Source organism: Alkalihalobacterium chitinilyticum (genome assembly GCF_029028005.1).
GTDB classification, from domain to species: Bacteria; Bacillota; Bacilli; order Bacillales; family Bacillaceae_F; genus Alkalihalobacterium; species Alkalihalobacterium chitinilyticum.
On record NZ_JAOTPO010000012.1, the window covers coordinates 141158 to 162082 of the forward strand.

The window sequence follows — 20925 nt, forward strand, 5'->3', positions numbered from 1 at the left end:
TGTTCGTTTTTTTACATAAGATTAGACTATACTGAATTAAGAAATTAATGTTTTCACAAAGCATCCAGTTAAAAGGGAGAGAGTCGGTTGTTTGATTATATTCAAGGAAAAGTAGACCATATAGATGTTCAATTTATCGTAATTGAAACCCACGGGATTGGATACCAAATTCATTGTCCTAACCCATATATATTCCAAAAAGAATTAGAAGAAACATGTAAAATCTATACATATCAACATGTCAGAGAAGATTTAATCCGCCTCTATGGTTTTAAAACGAGGAAAGAGCGACACTTATTTGAAAAGCTATTAAATGTTTCTGGAATCGGACCTAAAGGTGCTTTAGCCATTCTTGCTTCGGGTCAACCTGAACAGCTCGTTAATGCAATTGAAGAAGAAGATGAAAAGTTCCTTGTCAAGTTTCCTGGTGTTGGTAAGAAGACAGCACGGCAAATCATTTTAGATCTAAAAGGTAAATTAGATGAATTCGCACCAAATCTTTTTCAACAAGATCTATCGGAAGCATTTAGTAAGCCTAAGAATAGCATTGCCTCAAAAGAGCTGGAAGAAGCAGTTGAAGCGTTAAAAGCACTAGGCTATGTGGATCGTGAAATCAATAAGATTGTTCCACAGTTGGAAAAAGAACAGTTGACGACAGATCAATACATAAAAAAAGCATTACAACTTATGCTGAAGCTGTAATAACAATCGGACAGGAGGAAAAATGGTGGAAGAACGTATAATTTCTGCACAATCGCAGATCGAGGAAGACATGATTGAGGGCAGTCTCCGTCCGCAGCAATTCTCTCAGTACATTGGACAGGAGAAGGTGAAAGACAACCTTAAGATCTTTATTGAAGCGGCTAAAATGCGTCAAGAATGTTTAGATCATGTCCTTTTATATGGCCCGCCAGGACTTGGGAAAACAACGCTGTCTGCTATAATTGCCAATGAAATGGGAGTTCAGATGAGAACGACTTCAGGACCAGCAATAGAAAGACCAGGGGATTTAGCTGCCGTATTAACAGCATTAGAACCAGGGGATGTCTTATTCATCGATGAAATCCACCGATTAAACAGGGTTGTTGAAGAAGTGTTATATCCTGCGATGGAAGACTTTTGTATTGATATTGTTATCGGTAAAGGACCAACAGCCAGGTCGGTACGTCTCGATTTACCGCCGTTTACGCTTGTAGGTGCAACGACAAGAGCAGGATTATTGTCAGCGCCGTTGAGAGATCGTTTTGGAGTTTTATCAAGGTTAGAATATTACAATGAGAAAGAACTGTCTCAAATTGTTTTACGGACCGCAGATATTTTAGAAGCAGAGCTAGGAGAAGAGGCTGCATTAGAAATTGCAAGAAGATCTCGTGGAACACCGAGGATCGCTAACCGCTTACTCCGCCGAGTCCGTGACTTTGCTCAAGTACAAGGAGATGGTCAAATAACGGCACCCATAGCTCATCACGCTTTAGAACGTCTGCAAGTAGACCGTTTAGGATTAGACCATATTGATCATAAATTATTAATGGGGATTATTGAAAAGTTTCGAGGTGGTCCAGTCGGTATTGATACGATTGCAGCAACGATCGGTGAGGAACCAGATACTATTGAAGAAGTGTATGAACCATACCTTCTTCAAATCGGCTTCTTACAAAGAACACCGCGTGGAAGAATAGTTACGCCTTTAGTCTACAACCATTTTCAAATGGAGGTGCCAGAAGCTTGAGCAATATGCCTAAGCTGTTAATAACGATTGGTGTCATTTTAATTATTATAGGAATTTTGTGGCAAGTAGGGGGAAGAATATTACCTCTAGGAAAACTGCCTGGTGACATCTTAATTAAAAAGGAAAATACCACTTTCTATTTTCCGATTGTTACTTCCATTGTATTGAGTGTAGTGATTTCACTTATTCTATTGATCATCGGACGATTTCGTTAGGTTGTACTTGTGTTTAAGTTTTTGTTTATGTATGCTAATAAAGATTGACATCTGACCATTTTGAAAAGGAACGAATAAAATGAATGTAAACGACTTTGACTTTCACTTACCAGAAGAATTAATTGCTCAAACCCCTTTACTTGATCGAACGGCATCACGGCTGCTTGTTTTAGATAAAGAAACGGGTGAAATAAAAGACCGACATTTCTACGAAATCGTTGATTTTTTTAACGAAGGAGACTGTCTTGTATTAAATGATACGAGGGTTCTTCCTGCTCGGCTATTTGGAATAAAAGAAGATACTGGAGCTAAAGTAGAAGTTCTTCTTCTCAAACAATTAGAAGGTGACTCTTGGGAAACGTTAGTAAAGCCAGGCAGAAAGGTAAAAGAAGGGACTGTACTCACTTTCGGTGACGGGAAACTTCGCGGGGTCTGTAGACAAAGTCTTGACCATGGTGGCAGAATTATCGAGTTTCAGTATGAAGGAATCTTTCATGAAATATTAGATTCTTTAGGTGAAATGCCCCTTCCACCATATATTAAAGAACAGCTTGAAGATCAAGATCGTTATCAAACCGTATTTGCTAAACATCGCGGGTCAGCTGCAGCACCTACTGCAGGTCTTCATTTTACTGAGGAACTTCTCGAAAAACTTCGAGAAAAGGGTGTACACATTGCTTTTATTACGCTTCACGTTGGTTTAGGTACATTTAGACCAGTTAGTGTTGAGAGTATTGAAGAGCATGAGATGCATGCTGAGTTTTATCAAATGACTGAAGGAACAGCTGGGCTTCTTAATCAGGTAAGGGAACAAGGCGGGAAAATTGTTGCTGTAGGGACAACGTCAGCCCGAACTTTAGAAACGATTGCCAGCCAATGTGATGGAAAGTTTGAAGCTGCTTCAGGATGGACGGATATTTTTATTTATCCTGGTTATACCTACCGTGGAATTGACTCTTTAATTACAAACTTTCACCTGCCAAAGTCAACACTAGTCATGCTTGTGTCCGCATTAGCAGGAAGAGAAAATATACTTTCAGCTTATGAACATGCCGTCCGAAATCAATATCGCTTTTTTAGTTTCGGTGACGCTATGTTTATTAGAGAAGGAGGGCAACGTTAATTGTCTGCCGTAACCTATGAATTAATTAAAACGTGTAAACAATCTGGAGCTCGACTTGGAAAAATTCATACTCCCCATGGCGTAATTGAAACACCGATCTTTATGCCAGTAGGGACATTAGCAACAGTAAAGACGATGAGTCCAGAAGAATTAAAAGAAATTAACGCACAAATTATCTTAAGTAATACGTACCACCTATGGTTGAGACCAGGTCAGGATATTGTTAAAGAAGCAGGGGGCTTACATAAATTTATGAACTGGGACCGTCCCATCTTAACCGATTCTGGCGGGTTTCAGGTCTTTAGTTTAAGTGACTTACGTAAGATCGTAGAAGAGGGTGTCCATTTTAGAAATCATCTAAGTGGTGAGAAGCTGTTCCTTAGTCCTGAAGGCGCGATGGAAATCCAGAATGCGTTAGGACCGGATATTATGATGGCGTTTGATGAATGTCCACCATACCCTGCGGAATATGATTATATGAAAAGCTCGGTAGAACGGACGAGTCGCTGGGCCGAGAGATGTTTAAAGGCTCATAAACGTACAGAGGATCAGGCGTTATTTGGAATTGTTCAAGGTGGAGAATATGAGGAACTGCGTAAACAAAGTGCTGCCGACCTTGTCTCATTGGATTTTCCGGGCTATGCCATTGGTGGTTTATCAGTAGGTGAACCGAAGGATGTTATGAATCGAGTGTTGGAATTTACTACACCGCTTTTACCGACAAATAAGCCCCGTTATCTAATGGGGGTAGGTTCGCCGGATGCTCTTATCGATGGTGCAATTCGAGGAATCGATATGTTTGATTGTGTATTGCCGACACGTATTGCCAGAAATGGGACATGTATGACAAGCACGGGACGTCTTGTTGTCCGTAATGCAAAATATGCTAGAGATTACCGACCGCTTGATGAAAATTGTGATTGTCATGTATGTAAAAATTACAGCCGTGCGTATATTCGACATCTTGTAAAATGTGAGGAAACTTTCGGATTTCGACTTACCTCTTACCATAATCTTTATTTCCTGATAAAATTAATGGAACAAGTGAGACAAGCAATTCGTGAAGACCGTCTTCTTGACTTCAAAGAAGAGTTTTTCGAACAGTATGGATTTAATAAACCTAATGCGAAAAACTTCTAAAGGTGGTTCAAAGGAAAGATCGTATGATCTCTTTTTGAACAACGAAAAACATTATATTTTATAAAGGGGGGAAATTAACATGGAAATGCTAACTACTATTTTACCGTTGCTGTTGATGTTTGCTATCTTCTGGTTTTTACTCATTCGTCCACAGCAAAAGCGTCAAAAAGCAATTCGTGAAATGCATGCAGCCTTACAAAAAGGTGATAAAATTATCACAATTGGCGGCCTGCATGGTGTCATTGATTCAATCGACGAAGACATTATGGTTATTCTTGTCAACGATAATCGCAAGCTTACGTTTGACCGTAATGCGGTACGTGAAGTTGTAAATCCAGATTGATTTACATAAAAGAGACTGACTCCTAAAGACTCGGTTCTTCTACCGCCATTGGTGTAGAAATGAACCTGAGCCTGTAAGTCAGTCTCTTTTTCTTTTTTGTGTTAGTAAGGGTGGAAATATTTGTTCGCGTAATAAAACAAGCTGTCCCTTAAGTGAGTAAACTTATAAGACAGCTTGTTTTATTTATTTTCCTACATTCACGCCAATTATTCCGCCAAATACTGAAGCGAGTAAATACCCGCCGTGATATAGATATTGTTCCATCGTAAAGGTCGAATTGTATCCTAAGTATTGGATCAAGAATGTGATGACTGTAAATAAAAGTGCGGTACCTGCTCCTACCATCCAACCTTTTTGTTTGGCTTTAACACCAGCAATCATCCCACCAATGAAAAGCGCCAAAAAGGAAACGATAAGAATGAACCAAGAAAATGATGCTTCAGTTAAAGAACTGAATGATAATATTAATGAAATAACAAAGCTAAAGGCAACAGCAATAAACAATACACCGATTAGACCATAAAGCATGGATCCGAATATTCCACGGTATACCAATGAAACCCTCTCCTTTCAACCATTCATTTATACAGTTAATACAGCTTATTCATGCTTGGCCAAACCTAGAATAAACTTTTAAAAAAAATGTTTGGTTTGTTAAAAATCAACATGAATGGGACATCCCTGACATAGGATGGTAGAAATAATAGGGAGAGGAAAATTCAACATGGAAGTGACCTTAGCCTTTATCATTTTTATCATCAGTTACATATTCATCATTAGTGAAAAAGTTAATCGGGCGTTAGTGGCCTGTTTAGGTGGAGTAGGGATGCTCTTTGTTGGAATTATTGATTTGGACGGAGCTTTCCTGCAATATATTGATTGGCATACGATCTCGCTATTATTAGCGATGATGATTTTAGTTTCCATTACTAGTCAAAGTGGTTTTTTCGAGTACATTGCCCTTCATGTTGCCAAATACGTAAATGGAAGGCCTATTCCACTTCTCATATTAATATCGCTAATGACTGCACTCGGTTCAGCTTTTTTAAATAATGTGACTATGGTTTTATTAGTTGTTCCGATCATTTTAACTCTAACTAAGCTATTAAAGCTTAATGCTGTTCCTTTTTTGTTATCGATCATACTGGCGTCAAATATTGGGGGAACGGCAACCTTGATTGGGGACCCGCCTAATTTGATGATCGGGCAAGCTGTAGAGCATTTAACGTTTAATGATTTTCTTGTACATCTGGGTCCTGTGGTAGTACTTATTTTTATAGTTGTCATGTTTGGCCTCGTTGCGTACTATCGAAATTCTTTACAGGTTTCATTAGAGGATCAATCGAAGTTAGAAAGAGTACGGCCGAAAGATTATTTAAAGGATAAAGTTTTATTATTAAAATCCATTTCAGTGTTAAGTATTACGACGATAGGCTTTATTATTCAACCGCTTTTGAATGTTGATATAACGAGTATTGCCATGGGTGGTGCGCTTCTGCTCATGTTGTTAACTTATCAAACGCAAGATGTAGAAGAAGTGTTTAAGTCGATTGAGTGGGTGACATTATTCTTTTTTATCGGGTTATTTATGCTTGTAGGTGGAATTAAAGAAGTTGGCTTGATTGATGAAATTGCTAAGTCGATTATTTATTATACAGAAGGTGATTTACCAAAAACCGCTATCTATATCTTGTGGGGATCAGGCATACTTTCTGGTTTTGTTGATAATATTCCGTTTGTGGCAGCAATGATACCAGTCATCCTTGAGTTTGAAAGTTACGGGATGACGAACTTAGATCCTTTATGGTGGTCCCTTGCTTTAGGGGCATGTCTTGGTGGGAATGCAACATTAATTGGCGCGACAGCAAATGTGATTGTTGCAGGCTTAGCGGTTAAAGCGAAACAATCCTTTAGCTATTTAGAGTTTTTAAAAGTAGGTGCGCCGGTTGCTCTTGTTTCGTTTATTATTTCCACTATTTATATTTATTTTCGTTATTTGATCTACTTTTAAAAGATCCTGTATTGTGTATGCGAATGGGAATGCAAAAAATACATTGGACGTGTTGCCAAAAGCTTCATCTCATTTTATAACTGTCTAAGGCAAAAATAAACCTAACTTTACTTGTCACAAGGAGGATTAGGTTTATTTGCTTTTACTGTGTGTTCAAAAACGATGACAAATAAATCCGGGAAGTATGGGAAGCACAGTCTCCGAGAATAAAGTTGGTTGCTCCGTAGCATCATCCTCGCACGCTGTTAATACGTGAAGAGCGAAAGAGCAAGCTGAATTCGACAGAGATTTTTCCCCGACTTTTTAAACAACTTTTAAGATAGGGACGTAGGAGTGAGACGAAGGGAGGCGCAATCAATGGATTTTTCAACGATAATTTTACGGACAATCTTTATTTATTTTATCATTTTGTTTATTTTTCGTTTCATGGGTAAACGTGAAATTGGTCAGTTATCAGTCCTTGACTTTGTCGTTTCAATTATGATTGCAGAGTTAGCGGTAATTTCAATTGAGAATATTCGTGTCCCGATGTTACATACCATCATTCCGATCGTCGTACTTTCATTAATTCAAATTCTATTTGCATTTATTTCGCTTAAAAGTGAGAACTTGCGAAAACTGGTAGATGGTAAACCGTCAGTGTTAATTAATCAAGGAAAAATTGATGAAGGAGAAATGCGAAAGCAGCGGTATAACTTTGATGATCTACTCGTTCAACTGAGGCAAAACAAAGTAAGTAGATTGTCTGATGTGGAGTTTGCTATTCTTGAACCTTCGGGTAAATTATCGGTGATTGAAAAAGATAAAGACCGGCCGGATGATCAGCAACCAAGATTACCATTACCGGTAATTCTCGATGGAAAAGTAAATGAAGAACATCTCGAACAGCTCGGTAAAACGCCATTATGGTTAAGACAACAGTTACGAAAGCTTGGATATCGAGAAGTTAAAAAAATTTCTTATTGTGCTATACATGACGACGACAGCTTCTTTATTGATCTAAAGGATGAAAAATAAAGCAAGTCCCCCTTTATGGATGGGGGACTATATTTTGTTCTTGGGCTTGTATAATTAAAAAAATTGTACAATACAGTACATCCGTACAAGCAATAGGCTCCTTTCTGCAATAGGATGCAGTAGTAACAGAAAGGAGGAGACAAATGGATTATTATCAAATGTGCTGCAAGCACCGAGGTAAGGTTGTTACTATTTATGAAAAATGTGGACGTAGGCATTATGGCCGTATCGTTAATGTAGATCATCAATTTGTTTATATTGAACCGGTACACCCACATTCTGGTGGATTAGGTGGATTTAGTTATGGGTTTTATGGAGGATGGGGTTTCCGTCCATGGGGAGTTGGAGTCGTTCCAATTGCATTAGCAGCAATCGGTGGATTTGCTTTAGCAAGCGCCTTCTTATGGTGGTAAACCACAAATTGCTACCACAGCAGTAAACGGTAATAAACGGTAGCAGGCACCTTTAACACATTAGTTCGTTAAAGGTGCCTGCTACCGACTTTTTTATGCCTTTGTGAATGGGGCTAGCCATTTTCCGATAAATGGTACGCGAATGATTTCTTCTCTTTTGATTAAACCTAATACGATTAGGAGTAATCCGTAGAATAGACCAACAATCGTAAGAGAGAGCAGGGTCTTAACAAGTAAGCTCATCGATAAGAAAGCATGTTCATATAAGAGCATTCCAACGGCTCCAGTCGCTACCATTGCAAGAAGCGATTTACCGACTTCTCGGACATGTAACGTAAAGCTTAATACTTTAACGATAGAAGCGAAGTGTAACAGCGTGACAAGGACCATGCCAATAACAATCGCTAAGGCAGCACCCATTATTCCAAGCTCTGGTCTAGTTGCAAGAACAAATATAGCAGCGGTTTTAATGACGGCGCCGAATAAACTGTTCATCATCGCAGCTTTTGCTAAATTTAAAGCTTGCAAAGTCGCTTGTAACGGCCCCTGAAAATATAAAAAGATGCTAAATGGTGCCATGACTTGTAAATAGATCGCTGTGTTTGGAGCATTATACATTAATGACATAATCGGCTCGGCAAAGATATATAAAACGACAACAGATATTCCACCTGAAATCAGGGCAAGTCGTAAAGCTTGATCTAACCGATGATTAATTAATCGATACTTTTTTTGTGCAGCTGCTTCACTAATTGCAGGGACAAGTGAAACAGACAATGAATACGTAATAAATGTCGGTAATAAAAGCAATGGAATAACAAATCCAGCCAGTTCACCGTACTGCTTAGTGGCAACGACAGTTGCAACACCAGCAATCGCGAGACTTTGAGCAACAACAATTGGTTCAAAGAAAAAAGCAATGGATCCGATTAGTCGACTACCCGTTGTTGGAAGCGCGATACTCATCAGTTCATTAAATGTCGTTTTTCCTTGACGCAAGTAATCCATAAAGCCTTTACGAATACGAATGCGTTTATTTGTTTTGAACATAAACAGCATGTACAGGAGTGATGCAAGTTCTCCAATAACGACAGAAGCCATTGCCCCAGCCGCAGCGTATTCGACCCCGTAAGGTAAAAACGCACTTGTCATAACCGCAACTAGTGTAATTCGTACAACTTGCTCGATAACTTGAGAAAAAGCGGTAGGCCTCATATTTTGACGCCCTTGAAAATATCCTCTAAGCACACTCGACAATGCTACAATTGGGACAATCGGTGCAATGGCAATTAGGGGAAGGTAAGCTCGTTCGTCTGTTAACAGGGTTTTAGCAATGATAGGTGCAAAAGCAATCATAGCTGTAGTAAAAATACCACTTAAAATTCCTGTCGTTGCTAATGAAACCACTAGGATTCTTTTTATCTTTTTACGGTCTTTTTTAGCTTCTGCTTCCGCCACTAATTTCGAAATCGCAACAGGCAACCCTAATTGTGTAATGGTAATTACGAGCAGTAGGGTCGGTACGGCCATACTATAGAGCCCTACACCTTCAGCACCCATAATTCTAGCGACTACAATTTTATTTATAAACCCTAAAATACGTGTAATTAGTCCAGCTAAGATTAAAATAATCGTACCTTGTATAAAGGTTTGTTTTGACATGTGAGAAGCCCTACTTTCTAATAATGGTCTATGTCTACATTCATTTATATGCAAGCAAGGTGGTCAAGCATGACAAGTTGTTCGGTGAAAATAATAGCTGAAAAATAAATTGACATAACTGTTAGAAAGTGAGAAGATGACTTTTGATTCTGAATGTTGACAGCATAAATAAAACAAGCTGTACATAAATTGAAATACATCTCATTGTTGAAGGGGATACAATATGTTTGAGTGGAAAAATATCTTTCGCGGTATGATGATTGGGATATCTGACCTCGTTCCAGGTGTTAGTGGAGGGACAATAGCAGTTATCCTAGGAATTTATGATCGTTTAATTGCAGCAATCAGTGGGTTTTTCAGTAAAAAGTGGAAAGACTATCTGGGCTTTTTAATTCCGTTAGCCATTGGAGCAATATTAGCAGTTTTTCTCTTAAGTCGTCTTATTAAATGGTTGTTGGAGTTCTATCCACAGCCCACTTATTTTTTCTTTCTAGGTTTAATAGGTGGAATTATTCCTTACCTATTTAGCAAGATAGATTATAAGAATACGTTTAAGCCCGCACATTATTTAGTTCTGGTTGTGTCTAGTATAGCTATTGGATCGACAACCTTCTTTGTTGAAAGAGAAAGTCATACCATAATTGAAACGGTGACAGCTTCATCTGGACTAGTATTTTTCTTCTCAGGCTGGATTGCGAGCATGGCGATGCTATTACCTGGAATTAGTGGATCTTTTGTCTTGTTATTACTAGGTGTATATCATTCTGTTATTCACGCTGTTGCGGAGTTAAACCTATTAATTATATTAATTGTTGGAGCAGGAGTAGGGGTTGGCTTAATTGTGAGTAGTAAGATCATTCGTTTCTTGCTTAAGACGTTACCTGTTTTCACATATGCTTTTATCATTGGAATGGTCATCGGATCAATCGTAGTGATTTTCCCTGGAATTGAAAATAACATAATGTTACTGATCGTTAGTGTTGTAACGTTTATCGCTGGTTTTTTTGTAGCTACCTTCTTTGGCAAAATGGAAACCAATCGGAATGGAAAACTGTCCTAAGGGGCAGTTTTTTTTTGGAGGTCGGGAAAACCCTAGCTGATTAAAAAACAAACGCGGAATGATGAGCAGTAGGATCAAGATCAACCCCCACCCAACCCAAAGCCTGGAATGACGAGCGTTAGAGGGGAAAATTAGGAGAAAGCGTGAGCGAAAAGCGCTGGATCGTGAGCGGTAGAGGGAGAAATTAGGAGCAAGCGTGAACGAAAAGAAATGGATCGTGAGCGTTAGAGGAAAATACTAGGAAGAAGTGTGAACGAAAAGGAATGGATCGTGAGCGGTAGAGGAAAATACTAGGAAGAAGTGTGAACGAAAAGGAATGGATCGTGAGCGGTTGAGGAAAGAATTAGGAGAAAGCGTGAACGGAAAGCGCTGAATCGTGAGCGGTAGAGGGAGAAATTAGGAAAAAGTGTGAACGAAAGGGGTAACGAATCGTGAGCGGAGGAGGAAACAATTAGGAGAAAACGTGAACGAAAGCTGAGATTATTATAGAATACACCCGAAGATTCCCAATCGAACGAAAAACAAAAACCATATGAATATAATAGTTTTTTTATCAGAAAAAAGATTATAATGGAAAAAAGGGGAAAAGGAGAGTCGATGGAATGAAACAGCAGTTTGAAGTTTGGAAAGATGATGTCATGCCCGCTTTGCAAAGTAAAGTGGAAGAGTTCCAGATGCTTGGATATAACAAAGCGACAGTGGATCACCTATGGAAAAGTGTTATGTACAAATTACGTAAAAAAAAGGAATATATACATCTCCATGAATTTGTTAATGTGATCTTAACCCTTCGTGCCCCTGAGTATATGAATTATTTAACCGTCGAAAATTACAATGCTGCCGATTGGTTTGCAAATGAAGGAGTTATCGAAGAGTTAGTGGGCGAAGGAATAAGTAAACCGTAATACTAACTATAATTGACATGGAAAAAGTACAATAGCTATAATTGAACTATTGCTTATTTTTTGGACAAGTATAATTGTTGTGATTGTTAAGGAGGAAGTTCATACTATGGTGAAAAAAGGTCGTATTATTACTTTTTTTCTCATTGTAATTATTCTTGGTGGTTTAATAAGTACGACCATTATGGGAATTGCAAAAGAAATTAAGTTAGGTTTAGATCTTCAAGGTGGATTTGAAATTTTATATCAAGTCAAGCCTGTGGATGAAGGCGGTGTCATTGATGATGACGTCCTCAATGCAACCGTTAGTGCTCTAAATCAACGTGTTAACGTTCTAGGTGTTTCAGAGCCATACATAACCATTGAAGGGGAAGACCGAGTTAGGGTTCAGTTGGCTGGAGTAGAGGACCAGCAAACCGCACGTGATTTACTTGCAACTGAAGCACAGCTAACCTTTCGTGACGTCGATGATGTTGTTAAATTAGATGGGGCGGACCTTCAAGAAGGTGGCGCACGTGTAACTTTCAATGAGGCGAACCAACCAGAGGTAGCGGTTACGCTAAAAGATGCGAACCAGTTTGGTGAAGTAACAAGAGAAATTCGTGACCGGGCTCCATTAGGTGAAAACCTTCTTGTCATTTGGTTAGATTTTGAAGAAGGCGATAGCTTCTATGGAGAAGTAGGTAAAGAAAACCCGAAATTTTTATCTGCACCAACGGTTAGGGAAGTTTTAAATACTAGAAATGTAGTTATCCAAGGAAACTTTACGATTGATGAAGCGACGTTTTTAGCAGAAGTACTGAATGCCGGTGCTCTTCCTGTTCAACTAGATGAGCTTTATTCGAACTCAGTTGGAGCGTCACTCGGTGAACAGGCGATGAAAAATACGATCTTCGCTGGATTTATCGGCGTCGCGCTTATTTTTATCTATATGTTAATTTTCTATCGTTTTATGGGGACAATCGCAGTTATTACTTTATCCGTTTACATTTTCCTCGTCCTCGTTATTTTTAACTGGATGAATGCGGTTTTAACACTACCAGGGATTGCGGCATTAATTCTAGGGGTCGGTATGGCAGTTGACGCCAATATCATCACATATGAACGAATTAAAGAAGAAATTCGTTCCGGGAAATCAATCATGTCAGCGTTTAAAGCTGGAAGCAGACGTTCATTATCGACGATACTTGATGCAAACATCACAACAATTTTAGCGGCTAGTGTTCTGTTTTACTATGGGACAAGTTCTGTACAAGGTTTTGCGATTATGTTAATTGTCAGTATCTTAACGAGCTTTTTAACAGCTGTTTACGGTTCAAGATTATTATTAGGGCTTTGGGTAAATAGTCGAATTTTCAATAAAAAGCCTCGTATGTTTGGTGTAAAGGAGAGTGAGATCAATGAGCTTTAATTTTCATGACCGGACGATTGACTTTGTCAAGCACCGTAAAAAGTTTTTCATCCTTTCTTTGGTCGCAGCTCTCGTTGGGGTGGTCTTACTCTCAACCGTTGGATTAAATCTTGGTATTGATTTTGAAAGTGGTTCACGAGTTGAGGTGGCGACAACTGAACCTGCTACGGCAGAGCAAATCATGGAGGACTTTGCTAGTATCGGTGAAGGGTACACCCCAGATGATATTACGATGGCGGGAGAACAAAATAATCTCGTCCACGCACGATTCATTGGTCAGCTTGAACCGAATGAGATTGCTGAGATCCAGATCTATTTTAACGAAAAATACGGCGCAGAACCGAATGTGAGTACTGTATCTCCGATGGTTGGTAAAGAGCTGGCTCGTAACGCTTTAATATCGGTAATGATCGCATCTGTTGGGATTGTTATTTATGTAGCGATTCGGTTTGAATGGCTTTATGGAGTTGCAGCGGTTGTGGCGTTATTCCATGATGCATTCTTTATTATTGCTGTTTTTAGTGTCGTACAGTTTGAAGTCAATGTTCCGTTTATTGCGGCTGTACTGACGATTGTAGGTTACTCGATTAATGATACGATCGTTACTTTTGACCGGATTCGAGAAAATATGAATAAAGCAAAGCGTGTAAAATCTTTTGATGACTTAGCAAATATCGTTAATGTAAGTTTAACGCAAACATTGGCTAGATCGATTAATACAGTTCTTACTGTAATCCTAGCTGCGGCTGCGATCTTCATTTTTGGTGGAGAAGCGATCCGTTCGTTCGCATTTGCTCTCGTTATTGGATTAGTAGCTGGAACCTATTCTTCCATTTTCTTAGCGGCTCAATTGTGGCTCGTATGGAAATCTAAGCAATTAGAAAGAAGAAAATTTAAAAGTAAACCCCAAGCTGAAGGGGAAGTATAAAATACTTAAGGTCATGGTGCATACCGTGGCCTTTTTGTTGGTATAATTTACTTATGTGCTTTTTTACACAGGACAATACGTAATGGAATACGATATTAAGAAGGTGACAGTATGGATGAAGAAATTCGCTATCAGAAAGTGAAGATGGGTGCATGGGTTGGAATTATCGGTAATATTATTTTAGCAATTATTAAAGGCGTCGTTGGATTTCTTTCAAACAGTCGCGCCTTAATTGCTGATGCTGTTCACTCAGCTTCTGATGTCGTAGGTTCAGTTGCTGTGCTCATTGGTGTTCGTGCAGCGAAAATGCCTCCTGATCGCGATCACCCGTACGGACATGGAAAAGCTGAGTCCATTGCTGCGATTATTGTTGCAGTACTTCTGTTTATCGTTGGCGTAGAAATTGCGATTGATGCGATAAAGGCTTTTACTGAACCGATCGCAGTTCCAAAGGTGATAGCCATCTATGCTGTCATTTTTTCCATCGTTGTGAAAGAAATTATGTTTAGATATAAGTATCATTTGGGTAAGAAATATAGAAGTGAAGCGTTAATAACAGATGCGTGGCATCACCGTTCTGACGTTTTTTCCTCAATAGCAGCTTTACTTGGTATTGGTGGTTCTATTATTGGAGGAGCTGTCGGAATACCTTGGCTCGTCTATGCAGATCCAGTCGCTGGGTTATTTGTCTCGATATTAATCGTTAAAATGGCGTGGAGTCTCGGAAGTCAGTCGATCCACAATACGTTAGATCACGTTCTTCATGAAGAAGATACGGTTGAGATGAAAAAAGCAGTAACTTCAGTTGAAGGGGTTTTAAATCTTGATGAATTTTTAGCGCGAGAACACGGTCATTACGTCATTATCGATTTAAAAATTGCCGTCGACCCTGACATTACGGTTAAGGAAGGTCATGCGATTGGGAAAGCGGTGAAAACGAGACTGCTTGAAGAAAACCATGTCCATGATGTGTTAGTGCATATTAACCCATACGAAAAAAATAAGGAGGTGACGTAAGATGCGCGGTCAATGGGGGTTTATATTAGGAATTATTGCTGCACTTATTATTGCAATTTTTGCTGTCATCAATGTTGAAGCAGTTCGTGTCAATTATTTATTTGGAACGGCCGATTGGCCATTAATTCTCGTCATTATCGGTTCCGTATTAATGGGCGGGATTATTGTTGGCGCGGTAGGTATGGTTAAAGTTTACCAATTGCAACAAGAAATAAAGCGTCTAAAGCAAACGAACGCTGTGAAAAATAGTCCAACGAATCAAAAGAAAAAGGACATAAATCAAGATCAATCAAACAAAGAAGGTAGTGAACAAACGAAAGCCAAGGGAAATTAAAATCGATCTAGCTGGATTTGTTATTCCTGTATAATTGGCTATTCATAATAATTGACGGACAATATTATTCCCGTTCATTGAAAACTACCAGATTATTATTCATTGCCCCTCTATGACCCCTCTTGTATAATAGTTAGGTCAAGGGGTGTTTTTTTTATGCTTAAATCAAACAAAAGATGGAAGCTAGCACAGCTAGAACAAGAGAAAGTAGATTTATTAGTAAGTGAATTGAACTTAACACCAATCGTGGCAAAGTTGCTCGTACTAAGAGGTATCGAGACGGTAGAGGCTGCCACACGTTTTTTATATAAAGAAGAAGTTTCTTTTTACGATCCTTTCTTACTTGATGGGATGAGAGAAGCTGTGGATCGAATTAAGTTGGCTATTGAGAGAAATGAAAAGATCTTAATATTTGGTGACTACGATGCGGATGGTGTTAGTAGTACATCCGTTATGGTTTATTTAATGCGAGAATTAGGAGCTAATTTTAATTACTATATTCCGAATCGCTTTACTGAAGGATATGGTCCTAATGAAGCAGCTTTTCGTCAAGCTAAGGTTGATGGATATGAGCTAATAATTACAGTGGATACTGGTATTTCCGCTGTTCATGAAGCAGAAGTAGCTAAAGAAATCGAGATTGACCTTATTATCACGGACCACCACGAAGCGCCGCCGCAATTGCCGGATGCCTATGCGATTGTAAATCCTAAAAAGCCAGGGTGTACATATCCGTTTAAAGGCTTAGCGGGAGTTGGAGTTGCATTTAAACTAGCACATGCGTTACTAGATGAAGTACCTGTTCATTTATTAGATATAGTAGCGATAGGAACGATTGCGGACCTTGTACCGTTAGTTGATGAAAATCGACTTCTTGCTAAAAAAGGAATTGAAGCGTTACAGCGCACGACGAAGCCTGGTTTAAAAGCATTAAAGAAGATAGCGGGTATTGATACGCAAGTAATGAACGCCGAGCATGTCGGTTTTGCAATTGGTCCTCGTATTAATGCAGCAGGCCGGCTTGATTCAGCAGATCCAGCAGTAGAACTTATGACGACAGATGATGAGTTAACTGGAAAAGAAATAGCTGAAGAAATCGACCAACTAAATAAAGAAAGAAAAGCAATCGTGGACGAAATGGCAAAAGAAGCGATTGAACAAGTGGAAACACAGTTTCCGCCTTCTGAGAATCATGTTTTAATCGTTGGAAAAGAAGGGTGGAACCCTGGCGTTATCGGGATTGTAGCTTCACGGTTAGTTGAAAAGTTTTATCGGCCGACGATCGTGCTGAGCATTGATAAGGAAAAAGGAGTAGCAAAAGGATCTGCCCGAAGTATTGAAGGATTTGATATGTTTGTCAATTTATCGGAAAGCAGAGATATCCTTCCACACTTTGGCGGACACCCAATGGCTGCTGGACTTACAATGAAAATTGAACATATTGAAGAGCTGAGAAGCCGGTTAAATAAACAAGCGGATGAACTTCTTACAAAAGAGGATTTTGTACCAGTTACGAACGTTGACCTTGTGGCTAAATTAGATGAAATTTCACTAGATGTCATTAATCAGTTAGATGAATTAGCTCCTTATGGCGTAAGTAATCCGATACCAAAAGTCATGATAGAAGATGTGAATATCGGACAAATCCGCCGAATCGGCAGTGATGAAAACCACTTAAAGGTCCTTTTTGAACAAGATGGAACAACGTTAGATGGTATCGGGTTTCAACTGGGTTATGTCCATCCTGAAATCAATCCAGCTGCGAAGGTTTCTGCCGTTGGTACGGTATCAGTCAATGAGTGGAACGGACATTGTAAGCCGCAACTGTTTATTGAAGATGTTCAAGTAAACGAATGGCAGCTGTTTGATTGGCGAAATGCCAAAAAGTTAGCAGCAAATATCGCGTCTTTACCCAAACAAAAACGAAAATTAATTGCATTCCAATCTACTACGATGGATAAGCTAGGATTAGACACTCTAAATGAAGAAGTTTGTTATGTTGGTTCGGATGATGATGTTAATATAGCCAATAAATATATTGTACTGTTAGACTTACCAAGGTCTACCAAGCAATTGGAAGGGTTACTTCTAAAGGAAACGGGAGGGCCGGAACGTATCTATTCCGTATTTTACCAAGAAGATTCCAACTATTTTTCAACACTTCCGAAACGAGAACACTTTAAATGGTATTATGCATTTTTATCGAAAAAAGGATCTTTTGATATGAAACGCTATGGTCAGCAACTTGCGACCCATAAAGGCTGGTCGAAAAATACGGTAGATTTTATGACACAGGTGTTTTTTGAATTAGATTTTGTTACAATAAACAATGGTATTATTAGCCTGCATCCTACCCCTTCGAAAAAAGGACTCGACGAATCTGAGACGTATCAACGAATGACAGAACAGTCGAAGCTAGAGCAGCAATTTTTATATTCCTCTTATTATGAGTTGAAGCTCTGGTTCGATCAAGCAATAGACCAGGTAAGAAAAGTTAAGGAGTCGGTATAAGAGATGGATTTTAAACAGTATATTACGATAGTAGAGGATTACCCAAAAGAGGGTATTCGATTTAAGGACATTACAACTTTAATGCAAGATGGACAAGCGTATAAAAAAGCGATTGAAGAACTAGCGAATTTTGCTCGCGAAAAAAATGCTGACGTTATTGTAGGTCCAGAAGCACGTGGGTTTGTTGTCGGATGTCCAATTGCTTTCGAATTAGAAAAAGGCTTTGTTCCTGTTCGTAAAAAAGGAAAGCTTCCCCGTGAAGTTATTTCAGTAGATTATGGATTAGAGTATGGAAATGATAGTCTTACGATTCATAAGGATGCTATTCAAAAGGGGCAACGCGTAGTAATTGCCGATGATCTTCTTGCAACTGGAGGTACGATCGAAGCAACCATTAATATGGTTGAACAGCTAGGTGGAGAAGTAGTTGGAATTGCGTTCTTAATTGAGCTGACTTACCTTGATGGAAGAGATAAGCTTCAAGATTACGATGTGTATACATTAACACAATACTAAATAATAACAGGCTGACTTAAAAGTAAATTGTCAGGAGCCTCCATAATGACTAAAGTTCTTTGGAACAAGGGTAATATTAATAGGTCATAGTGTGGGGAACCGAATACTTTTAGGTCAGCTTTTTTTAATGTTGTGTGTGATTTACGTTCAAATAGCGTCTCTCAGTCGGCCAAATGAGAAAAAAGTTTTCATTCTTTACTTATATACTACTCAAGCCCCTGAATCCACTGATCAAAGCTTTCTGCTTCAAATTTAAGGGCTATAATTCAAAATTCTCGTCTAAAATATAAATGAAGTTCGACATTTTTCGTATTTTATCTTTACACATATAGGCTACTTAATGATAATATAAAGAAATATAGAAAAAATGGGACCAATTATGTAGGGATAAAAAGGTGATTCCATGACGATAGATCAATTATTTGAAAAAGCAGAACGTTATCTTTCAGAGAAAGATATGGCGTTTATAAAAAAAGCATATGCGTACGCAGAAGAAGCCCATAGTGAGCAGTACAGGAAATCAGGGGAACCGTATATCCACCATCCGATTCAAGTCGCTGGAATTCTAGTTGAATTAGGAATGGATCCTGATACGATTGCAGCCGCTTTTCTTCATGATGTCGTTGAAGACACAGACGTAACGATTGAGGAACTGAAAGAAGCTTTTAATAGTGAAGTTGCGATGCTGGTAGATGGCGTTACAAAACTCGGAAAAATTAAATATAAGTCAAAGGAAGAGCAACAGGCAGAAAATCACCGGAAAATGTTTGTGGCGATGGCAAAAGACATTCGGGTAATCTTAATTAAATTAGCCGATCGACTTCACAATATGCGGACGTTAAAACATTTACCGCCTGAAAAACAACGTCGTATATCAAACGAGACGTTAGAAATTTTTGCTCCATTAGCACATCGTTTAGGGATTTCAACGATTAAATGGGAATTGGAAGACACAGCTCTTCGTTATTTAGATCCACAGCAATACTATAGAATTGTTAATTTGATGAAGAAGAAGCGTGCCGAGCGAGAGCAGTATGTAGATGAGGTTGTTAAGAGAATACGAGCGAACTTAAATGACATTCATGTCATTGCGGATATCTCAGGACGGCCCAAGCATATTTATAGTATATATCGGAAAATGGCGCTCCAAAATAAACAGTTTAATGAAATCTATGATCTATTAGCTGTTCGCATCATCGTTAAGAACATTAAGGATTGCTATGCCGTTTTAGGTGTCATTCATACGTGTTGGAAACCAATGCCTGGTCGTTTTAAAGACTATATTGCGATGCCAAAAGCGAACATGTATCAGTCATTACACACGACGGTACTAGGACCGAATGGTGATCCGTTAGAGGTTCAAATTCGTTCAGAAGAAATGCACCGGATTGCAGAATTTGGGGTTGCAGCTCACTGGGCCTATAAAGAAGGAAAAGACGTAGGAAATGATGCTGAGTCACTAGAAACGAAATTAACCTGGTTCCGAGAAATTATCGAGTTTCAAAACGATTCACAAGATGCTCAAGAATTTATGGAGTCACTTAAAATCGATTTATTTTCTGATATGGTCTTTGTTTTCACGCCAAAAGGTGATGTAATTGAACTTCCTAGAGGATCGGTACCTTTAGACTTTGCTTATCGGATTCACTCCGAAATTGGCAATCGCTGTATTGGAGCAAAAGTCAATGGGAAGATGGTTCCGCTTGACCATGCACTGAAGACTGGTGACATCATTGAAATTATGACGTCAAAACACTCTTATGGACCTAGTCAAGACTGGATTAAAATTACACAAAGCTCACATGCAAAAAATAAAATCCGCCAATGGTTTAAGAAAGAACGCCGCGAAGAAAATGTGATGAAGGGGAAAGAAGTCATTGAACGAGAAGTTAAAGCATTAGACTTAGATCCTAAAGATGTCATTACAACTGAGAACCTTGCTGAGGTGGCTCAAAAATTCAGTTTCGCAGGCGAAGAGGATATGTTCGCAGCGGTCGGCTATGGCGGAATGAGTCCGAAACAGATTGTGAACCGTTTAGCTGAAAAATTTAAAAAGGACACTGAACCAGAGCAAGAAGAGCAATCGCTCGCGCAAGCAGTAGCCGAAATTCAAACGTTGGCACCTAAGAAGAAGACGAGTACAGGTGTAACCGTAAAAGGTGTCGATAATTTATTAATACGTCTGTCAAAATGTTGTAATCCTGTTCCAGGTGATGACATTATCGGCTACATTACGAAAGGCCGGGGAGTGTCCATTCACCGTACCGACTGTCCAAATGTACTAACGGATGAAGCAAAAACGCGTCTGTTGGGAGTGGAATGGGAAGCTAACCATCTAGAAAACAAAAATTACAACGTTGATATTGAAATTACCGGCTTTGACCGCAACGGCTTACTGAACCAAGTGCTTCATGCTGTAACAGAATCGAGAACTACAATAAATGCTGTGTCCGGTCGTTCGGATCATCGCAATAAAGTCGCAACTATTCATATGACGATTTTAATTCAAAATGTAGATCACTTGCATAAGGTGGTCGAAAAGATAAAGCAATTACCTCATATTTATTCCGTACGAAGAATTATGCATTAAGGA

General features: G+C 39.0%; 20 protein-coding genes. 18 read left to right on the top strand and 2 right to left on the bottom strand.

Translation table 11 applies throughout. The features are described from left to right. Positions 1 to 87 precede the first annotated feature (87 nt). The 6 genes from ruvA (at position 88) to yajC (ending at position 4550) form a co-directional block, all read left to right on the top strand. Positions 88 to 702: a Holliday junction branch migration protein RuvA gene (ruvA, locus tag N7Z68_RS16745; RefSeq protein WP_275119622.1), complete on the top strand. Its 615-nt coding sequence runs from the start codon at positions 88 to 90 to the stop codon at positions 700 to 702. 70 nt (positions 703 to 772) lie between these two features. Beyond that, positions 773 to 1729 (top strand): Holliday junction branch migration DNA helicase RuvB, encoded by a 957-nt coding sequence (gene ruvB / locus N7Z68_RS16750; RefSeq protein WP_373323170.1) that lies wholly within the window; start codon positions 773 to 775, stop codon positions 1727 to 1729. After that, entirely contained in the window at positions 1726 to 1944 is a 219-nt protein-coding gene (locus tag N7Z68_RS16755) for a DUF2905 domain-containing protein (RefSeq protein ID WP_275119624.1), read from the top strand. The genes ruvB and N7Z68_RS16755 overlap by 4 nt, the downstream gene beginning before the upstream one ends. Before the next feature lie 79 nt (positions 1945 to 2023). After that, entirely contained in the window at positions 2024 to 3067 is a 1044-nt protein-coding gene (gene queA / locus N7Z68_RS16760) for a tRNA preQ1(34) S-adenosylmethionine ribosyltransferase-isomerase QueA (protein ID WP_275119625.1), read from the top strand. Beyond that, positions 3068 to 4207, top strand: a complete 1140-nt coding sequence (tgt, locus tag N7Z68_RS16765; RefSeq protein ID WP_275119626.1) for a tRNA guanosine(34) transglycosylase Tgt — start codon at positions 3068 to 3070, stop codon at positions 4205 to 4207. 79 nt (positions 4208 to 4286) lie between these two features. Then, positions 4287 to 4550: a preprotein translocase subunit YajC gene (yajC, locus tag N7Z68_RS16770; protein ID WP_275119627.1), complete on the top strand. Its 264-nt coding sequence runs from the start codon at positions 4287 to 4289 to the stop codon at positions 4548 to 4550. A 183-nt stretch (positions 4551 to 4733) separates the two neighbouring features. Here yajC and N7Z68_RS16775 read toward each other — a convergent pair whose 3' ends face one another. Next, positions 4734 to 5105: a TIGR04086 family membrane protein gene (locus N7Z68_RS16775; RefSeq protein WP_275119628.1), complete on the bottom strand. Its 372-nt coding sequence runs from the start codon at positions 5103 to 5105 to the stop codon at positions 4734 to 4736. A 169-nt stretch (positions 5106 to 5274) separates the two neighbouring features. Here N7Z68_RS16775 and N7Z68_RS16780 point away from each other — a divergent pair, with 169 nt between their 5' ends. From N7Z68_RS16780 to N7Z68_RS16790, 3 genes are all read left to right on the top strand, one after another. Further along, the gene (locus N7Z68_RS16780; RefSeq protein WP_275119629.1) at positions 5275 to 6561 is read left to right on the top strand and encodes an ArsB/NhaD family transporter; all 1287 of its coding nucleotides are present in this window, start codon (positions 5275 to 5277) and stop codon (positions 6559 to 6561) included. 357 nt (positions 6562 to 6918) lie between these two features. Then, complete coding sequence (locus N7Z68_RS16785) at positions 6919 to 7578, top strand: DUF421 domain-containing protein (protein ID WP_275119630.1); 660 nt, start codon at positions 6919 to 6921, stop codon at positions 7576 to 7578. A 143-nt stretch (positions 7579 to 7721) separates the two neighbouring features. After that, entirely contained in the window at positions 7722 to 7991 is a 270-nt protein-coding gene (locus N7Z68_RS16790) for a hypothetical protein (protein ID WP_275119631.1), read from the top strand. A 93-nt stretch (positions 7992 to 8084) separates the two neighbouring features. On the opposite strand, the gene spoVB is transcribed toward N7Z68_RS16790, so the two are convergent. Further along, positions 8085 to 9653 (bottom strand): stage V sporulation protein B, encoded by a 1569-nt coding sequence (gene spoVB / locus N7Z68_RS16795; protein ID WP_275119632.1) that lies wholly within the window; start codon positions 9651 to 9653, stop codon positions 8085 to 8087. Between the two features lie 223 nt (positions 9654 to 9876). On the opposite strand from spoVB, the gene N7Z68_RS16800 reads away from it, so the two are divergent. The 9 genes from N7Z68_RS16800 to N7Z68_RS16840 all read left to right on the top strand — a co-directional run bounded on the left by N7Z68_RS16800 (position 9877) and on the right by N7Z68_RS16840 (position 20922). Next, on the top strand, positions 9877 to 10713 hold the full coding sequence (locus N7Z68_RS16800) for a DUF368 domain-containing protein (RefSeq protein WP_275119633.1): 837 nt from the start codon (positions 9877 to 9879) through the stop codon (positions 10711 to 10713). Between the two features lie 602 nt (positions 10714 to 11315). Further along, positions 11316 to 11618 carry a post-transcriptional regulator gene (locus N7Z68_RS16805; RefSeq protein WP_275119634.1) on the top strand — a complete coding sequence of 101 codons (303 nt, stop codon included), beginning with the start codon at positions 11316 to 11318 and terminating at the stop codon, positions 11616 to 11618. A gap of 106 nt (positions 11619 to 11724) precedes the next feature. Further along, on the top strand, positions 11725 to 13026 hold the full coding sequence (secD, locus tag N7Z68_RS16810; protein WP_275119635.1) for a protein translocase subunit SecD: 1302 nt from the start codon (positions 11725 to 11727) through the stop codon (positions 13024 to 13026). Then, the gene (gene secF, locus N7Z68_RS16815) at positions 13016 to 13954 is read left to right on the top strand and encodes a protein translocase subunit SecF (protein WP_275119636.1); all 939 of its coding nucleotides are present in this window, start codon (positions 13016 to 13018) and stop codon (positions 13952 to 13954) included. Before secD ends, secF begins: the two co-directional genes overlap by 11 nt. A 111-nt stretch (positions 13955 to 14065) precedes the next feature. Continuing rightward, entirely contained in the window at positions 14066 to 14971 is a 906-nt protein-coding gene (locus N7Z68_RS16820) for a cation diffusion facilitator family transporter (protein ID WP_275119637.1), read from the top strand. A 1-nt stretch (position 14972) separates the two neighbouring features. After that, complete coding sequence (locus tag N7Z68_RS16825) at positions 14973 to 15305, top strand: LapA family protein (RefSeq protein WP_275119638.1); 333 nt, start codon at positions 14973 to 14975, stop codon at positions 15303 to 15305. A 156-nt stretch (positions 15306 to 15461) separates the two neighbouring features. Next, positions 15462 to 17816, top strand: coding sequence for a single-stranded-DNA-specific exonuclease RecJ (recJ, locus tag N7Z68_RS16830; RefSeq protein ID WP_275119639.1), 2355 nt, complete (start codon positions 15462 to 15464; stop codon positions 17814 to 17816). A 3-nt stretch (positions 17817 to 17819) separates the two neighbouring features. Beyond that, positions 17820 to 18332: an adenine phosphoribosyltransferase gene (locus N7Z68_RS16835; protein ID WP_275119640.1), complete on the top strand. Its 513-nt coding sequence runs from the start codon at positions 17820 to 17822 to the stop codon at positions 18330 to 18332. A gap of 403 nt (positions 18333 to 18735) precedes the next feature. Then, positions 18736 to 20922, top strand: coding sequence for a RelA/SpoT family protein (locus N7Z68_RS16840; RefSeq protein ID WP_275119641.1), 2187 nt, complete (start codon positions 18736 to 18738; stop codon positions 20920 to 20922). The last annotated feature ends 3 nt before the right edge of the window (positions 20923 to 20925 follow it).

Excerpts from the sequence above, each read along its gene's own strand:
- ruvB (WP_373323170.1), top strand. The coding sequence starts at position 773 with ATGATTGAGGGCAGTCTCCGTCCGCAGCAATTCTCTCAGTACATTGGA.
- yajC (WP_275119627.1), top strand. The coding sequence starts at position 4,287 with ATGGAAATGCTAACTACTATTTTACCGTTGCTGTTGATGTTTGCTATC.
- secD (WP_275119635.1), top strand. The coding sequence starts at position 11,725 with ATGGTGAAAAAAGGTCGTATTATTACTTTTTTTCTCATTGTAATTATT.
- secF (WP_275119636.1), top strand. The coding sequence starts at position 13,016 with ATGAGCTTTAATTTTCATGACCGGACGATTGACTTTGTCAAGCACCGT.
- spoVB (WP_275119632.1), bottom strand. The coding sequence starts at position 9,653 with ATGTCAAAACAAACCTTTATACAAGGTACGATTATTTTAATCTTAGCT.
- N7Z68_RS16785 (WP_275119630.1), top strand. The coding sequence starts at position 6,919 with ATGGATTTTTCAACGATAATTTTACGGACAATCTTTATTTATTTTATC.
- N7Z68_RS16790 (WP_275119631.1), top strand. The coding sequence starts at position 7,722 with ATGGATTATTATCAAATGTGCTGCAAGCACCGAGGTAAGGTTGTTACT.
- N7Z68_RS16835 (WP_275119640.1), top strand. The coding sequence starts at position 17,820 with ATGGATTTTAAACAGTATATTACGATAGTAGAGGATTACCCAAAAGAG.
- N7Z68_RS16820 (WP_275119637.1), top strand. The coding sequence starts at position 14,066 with ATGGATGAAGAAATTCGCTATCAGAAAGTGAAGATGGGTGCATGGGTT.
- N7Z68_RS16825 (WP_275119638.1), top strand. The coding sequence starts at position 14,973 with ATGCGCGGTCAATGGGGGTTTATATTAGGAATTATTGCTGCACTTATT.
- queA (WP_275119625.1), top strand. The coding sequence starts at position 2,024 with ATGAATGTAAACGACTTTGACTTTCACTTACCAGAAGAATTAATTGCT.
- N7Z68_RS16840 (WP_275119641.1), top strand. The coding sequence starts at position 18,736 with ATGACGATAGATCAATTATTTGAAAAAGCAGAACGTTATCTTTCAGAG.
- N7Z68_RS16780 (WP_275119629.1), top strand. The coding sequence starts at position 5,275 with ATGGAAGTGACCTTAGCCTTTATCATTTTTATCATCAGTTACATATTC.
- N7Z68_RS16805 (WP_275119634.1), top strand. The coding sequence starts at position 11,316 with ATGAAACAGCAGTTTGAAGTTTGGAAAGATGATGTCATGCCCGCTTTG.
- recJ (WP_275119639.1), top strand. The coding sequence starts at position 15,462 with ATGCTTAAATCAAACAAAAGATGGAAGCTAGCACAGCTAGAACAAGAG.
- N7Z68_RS16800 (WP_275119633.1), top strand. The coding sequence starts at position 9,877 with ATGTTTGAGTGGAAAAATATCTTTCGCGGTATGATGATTGGGATATCT.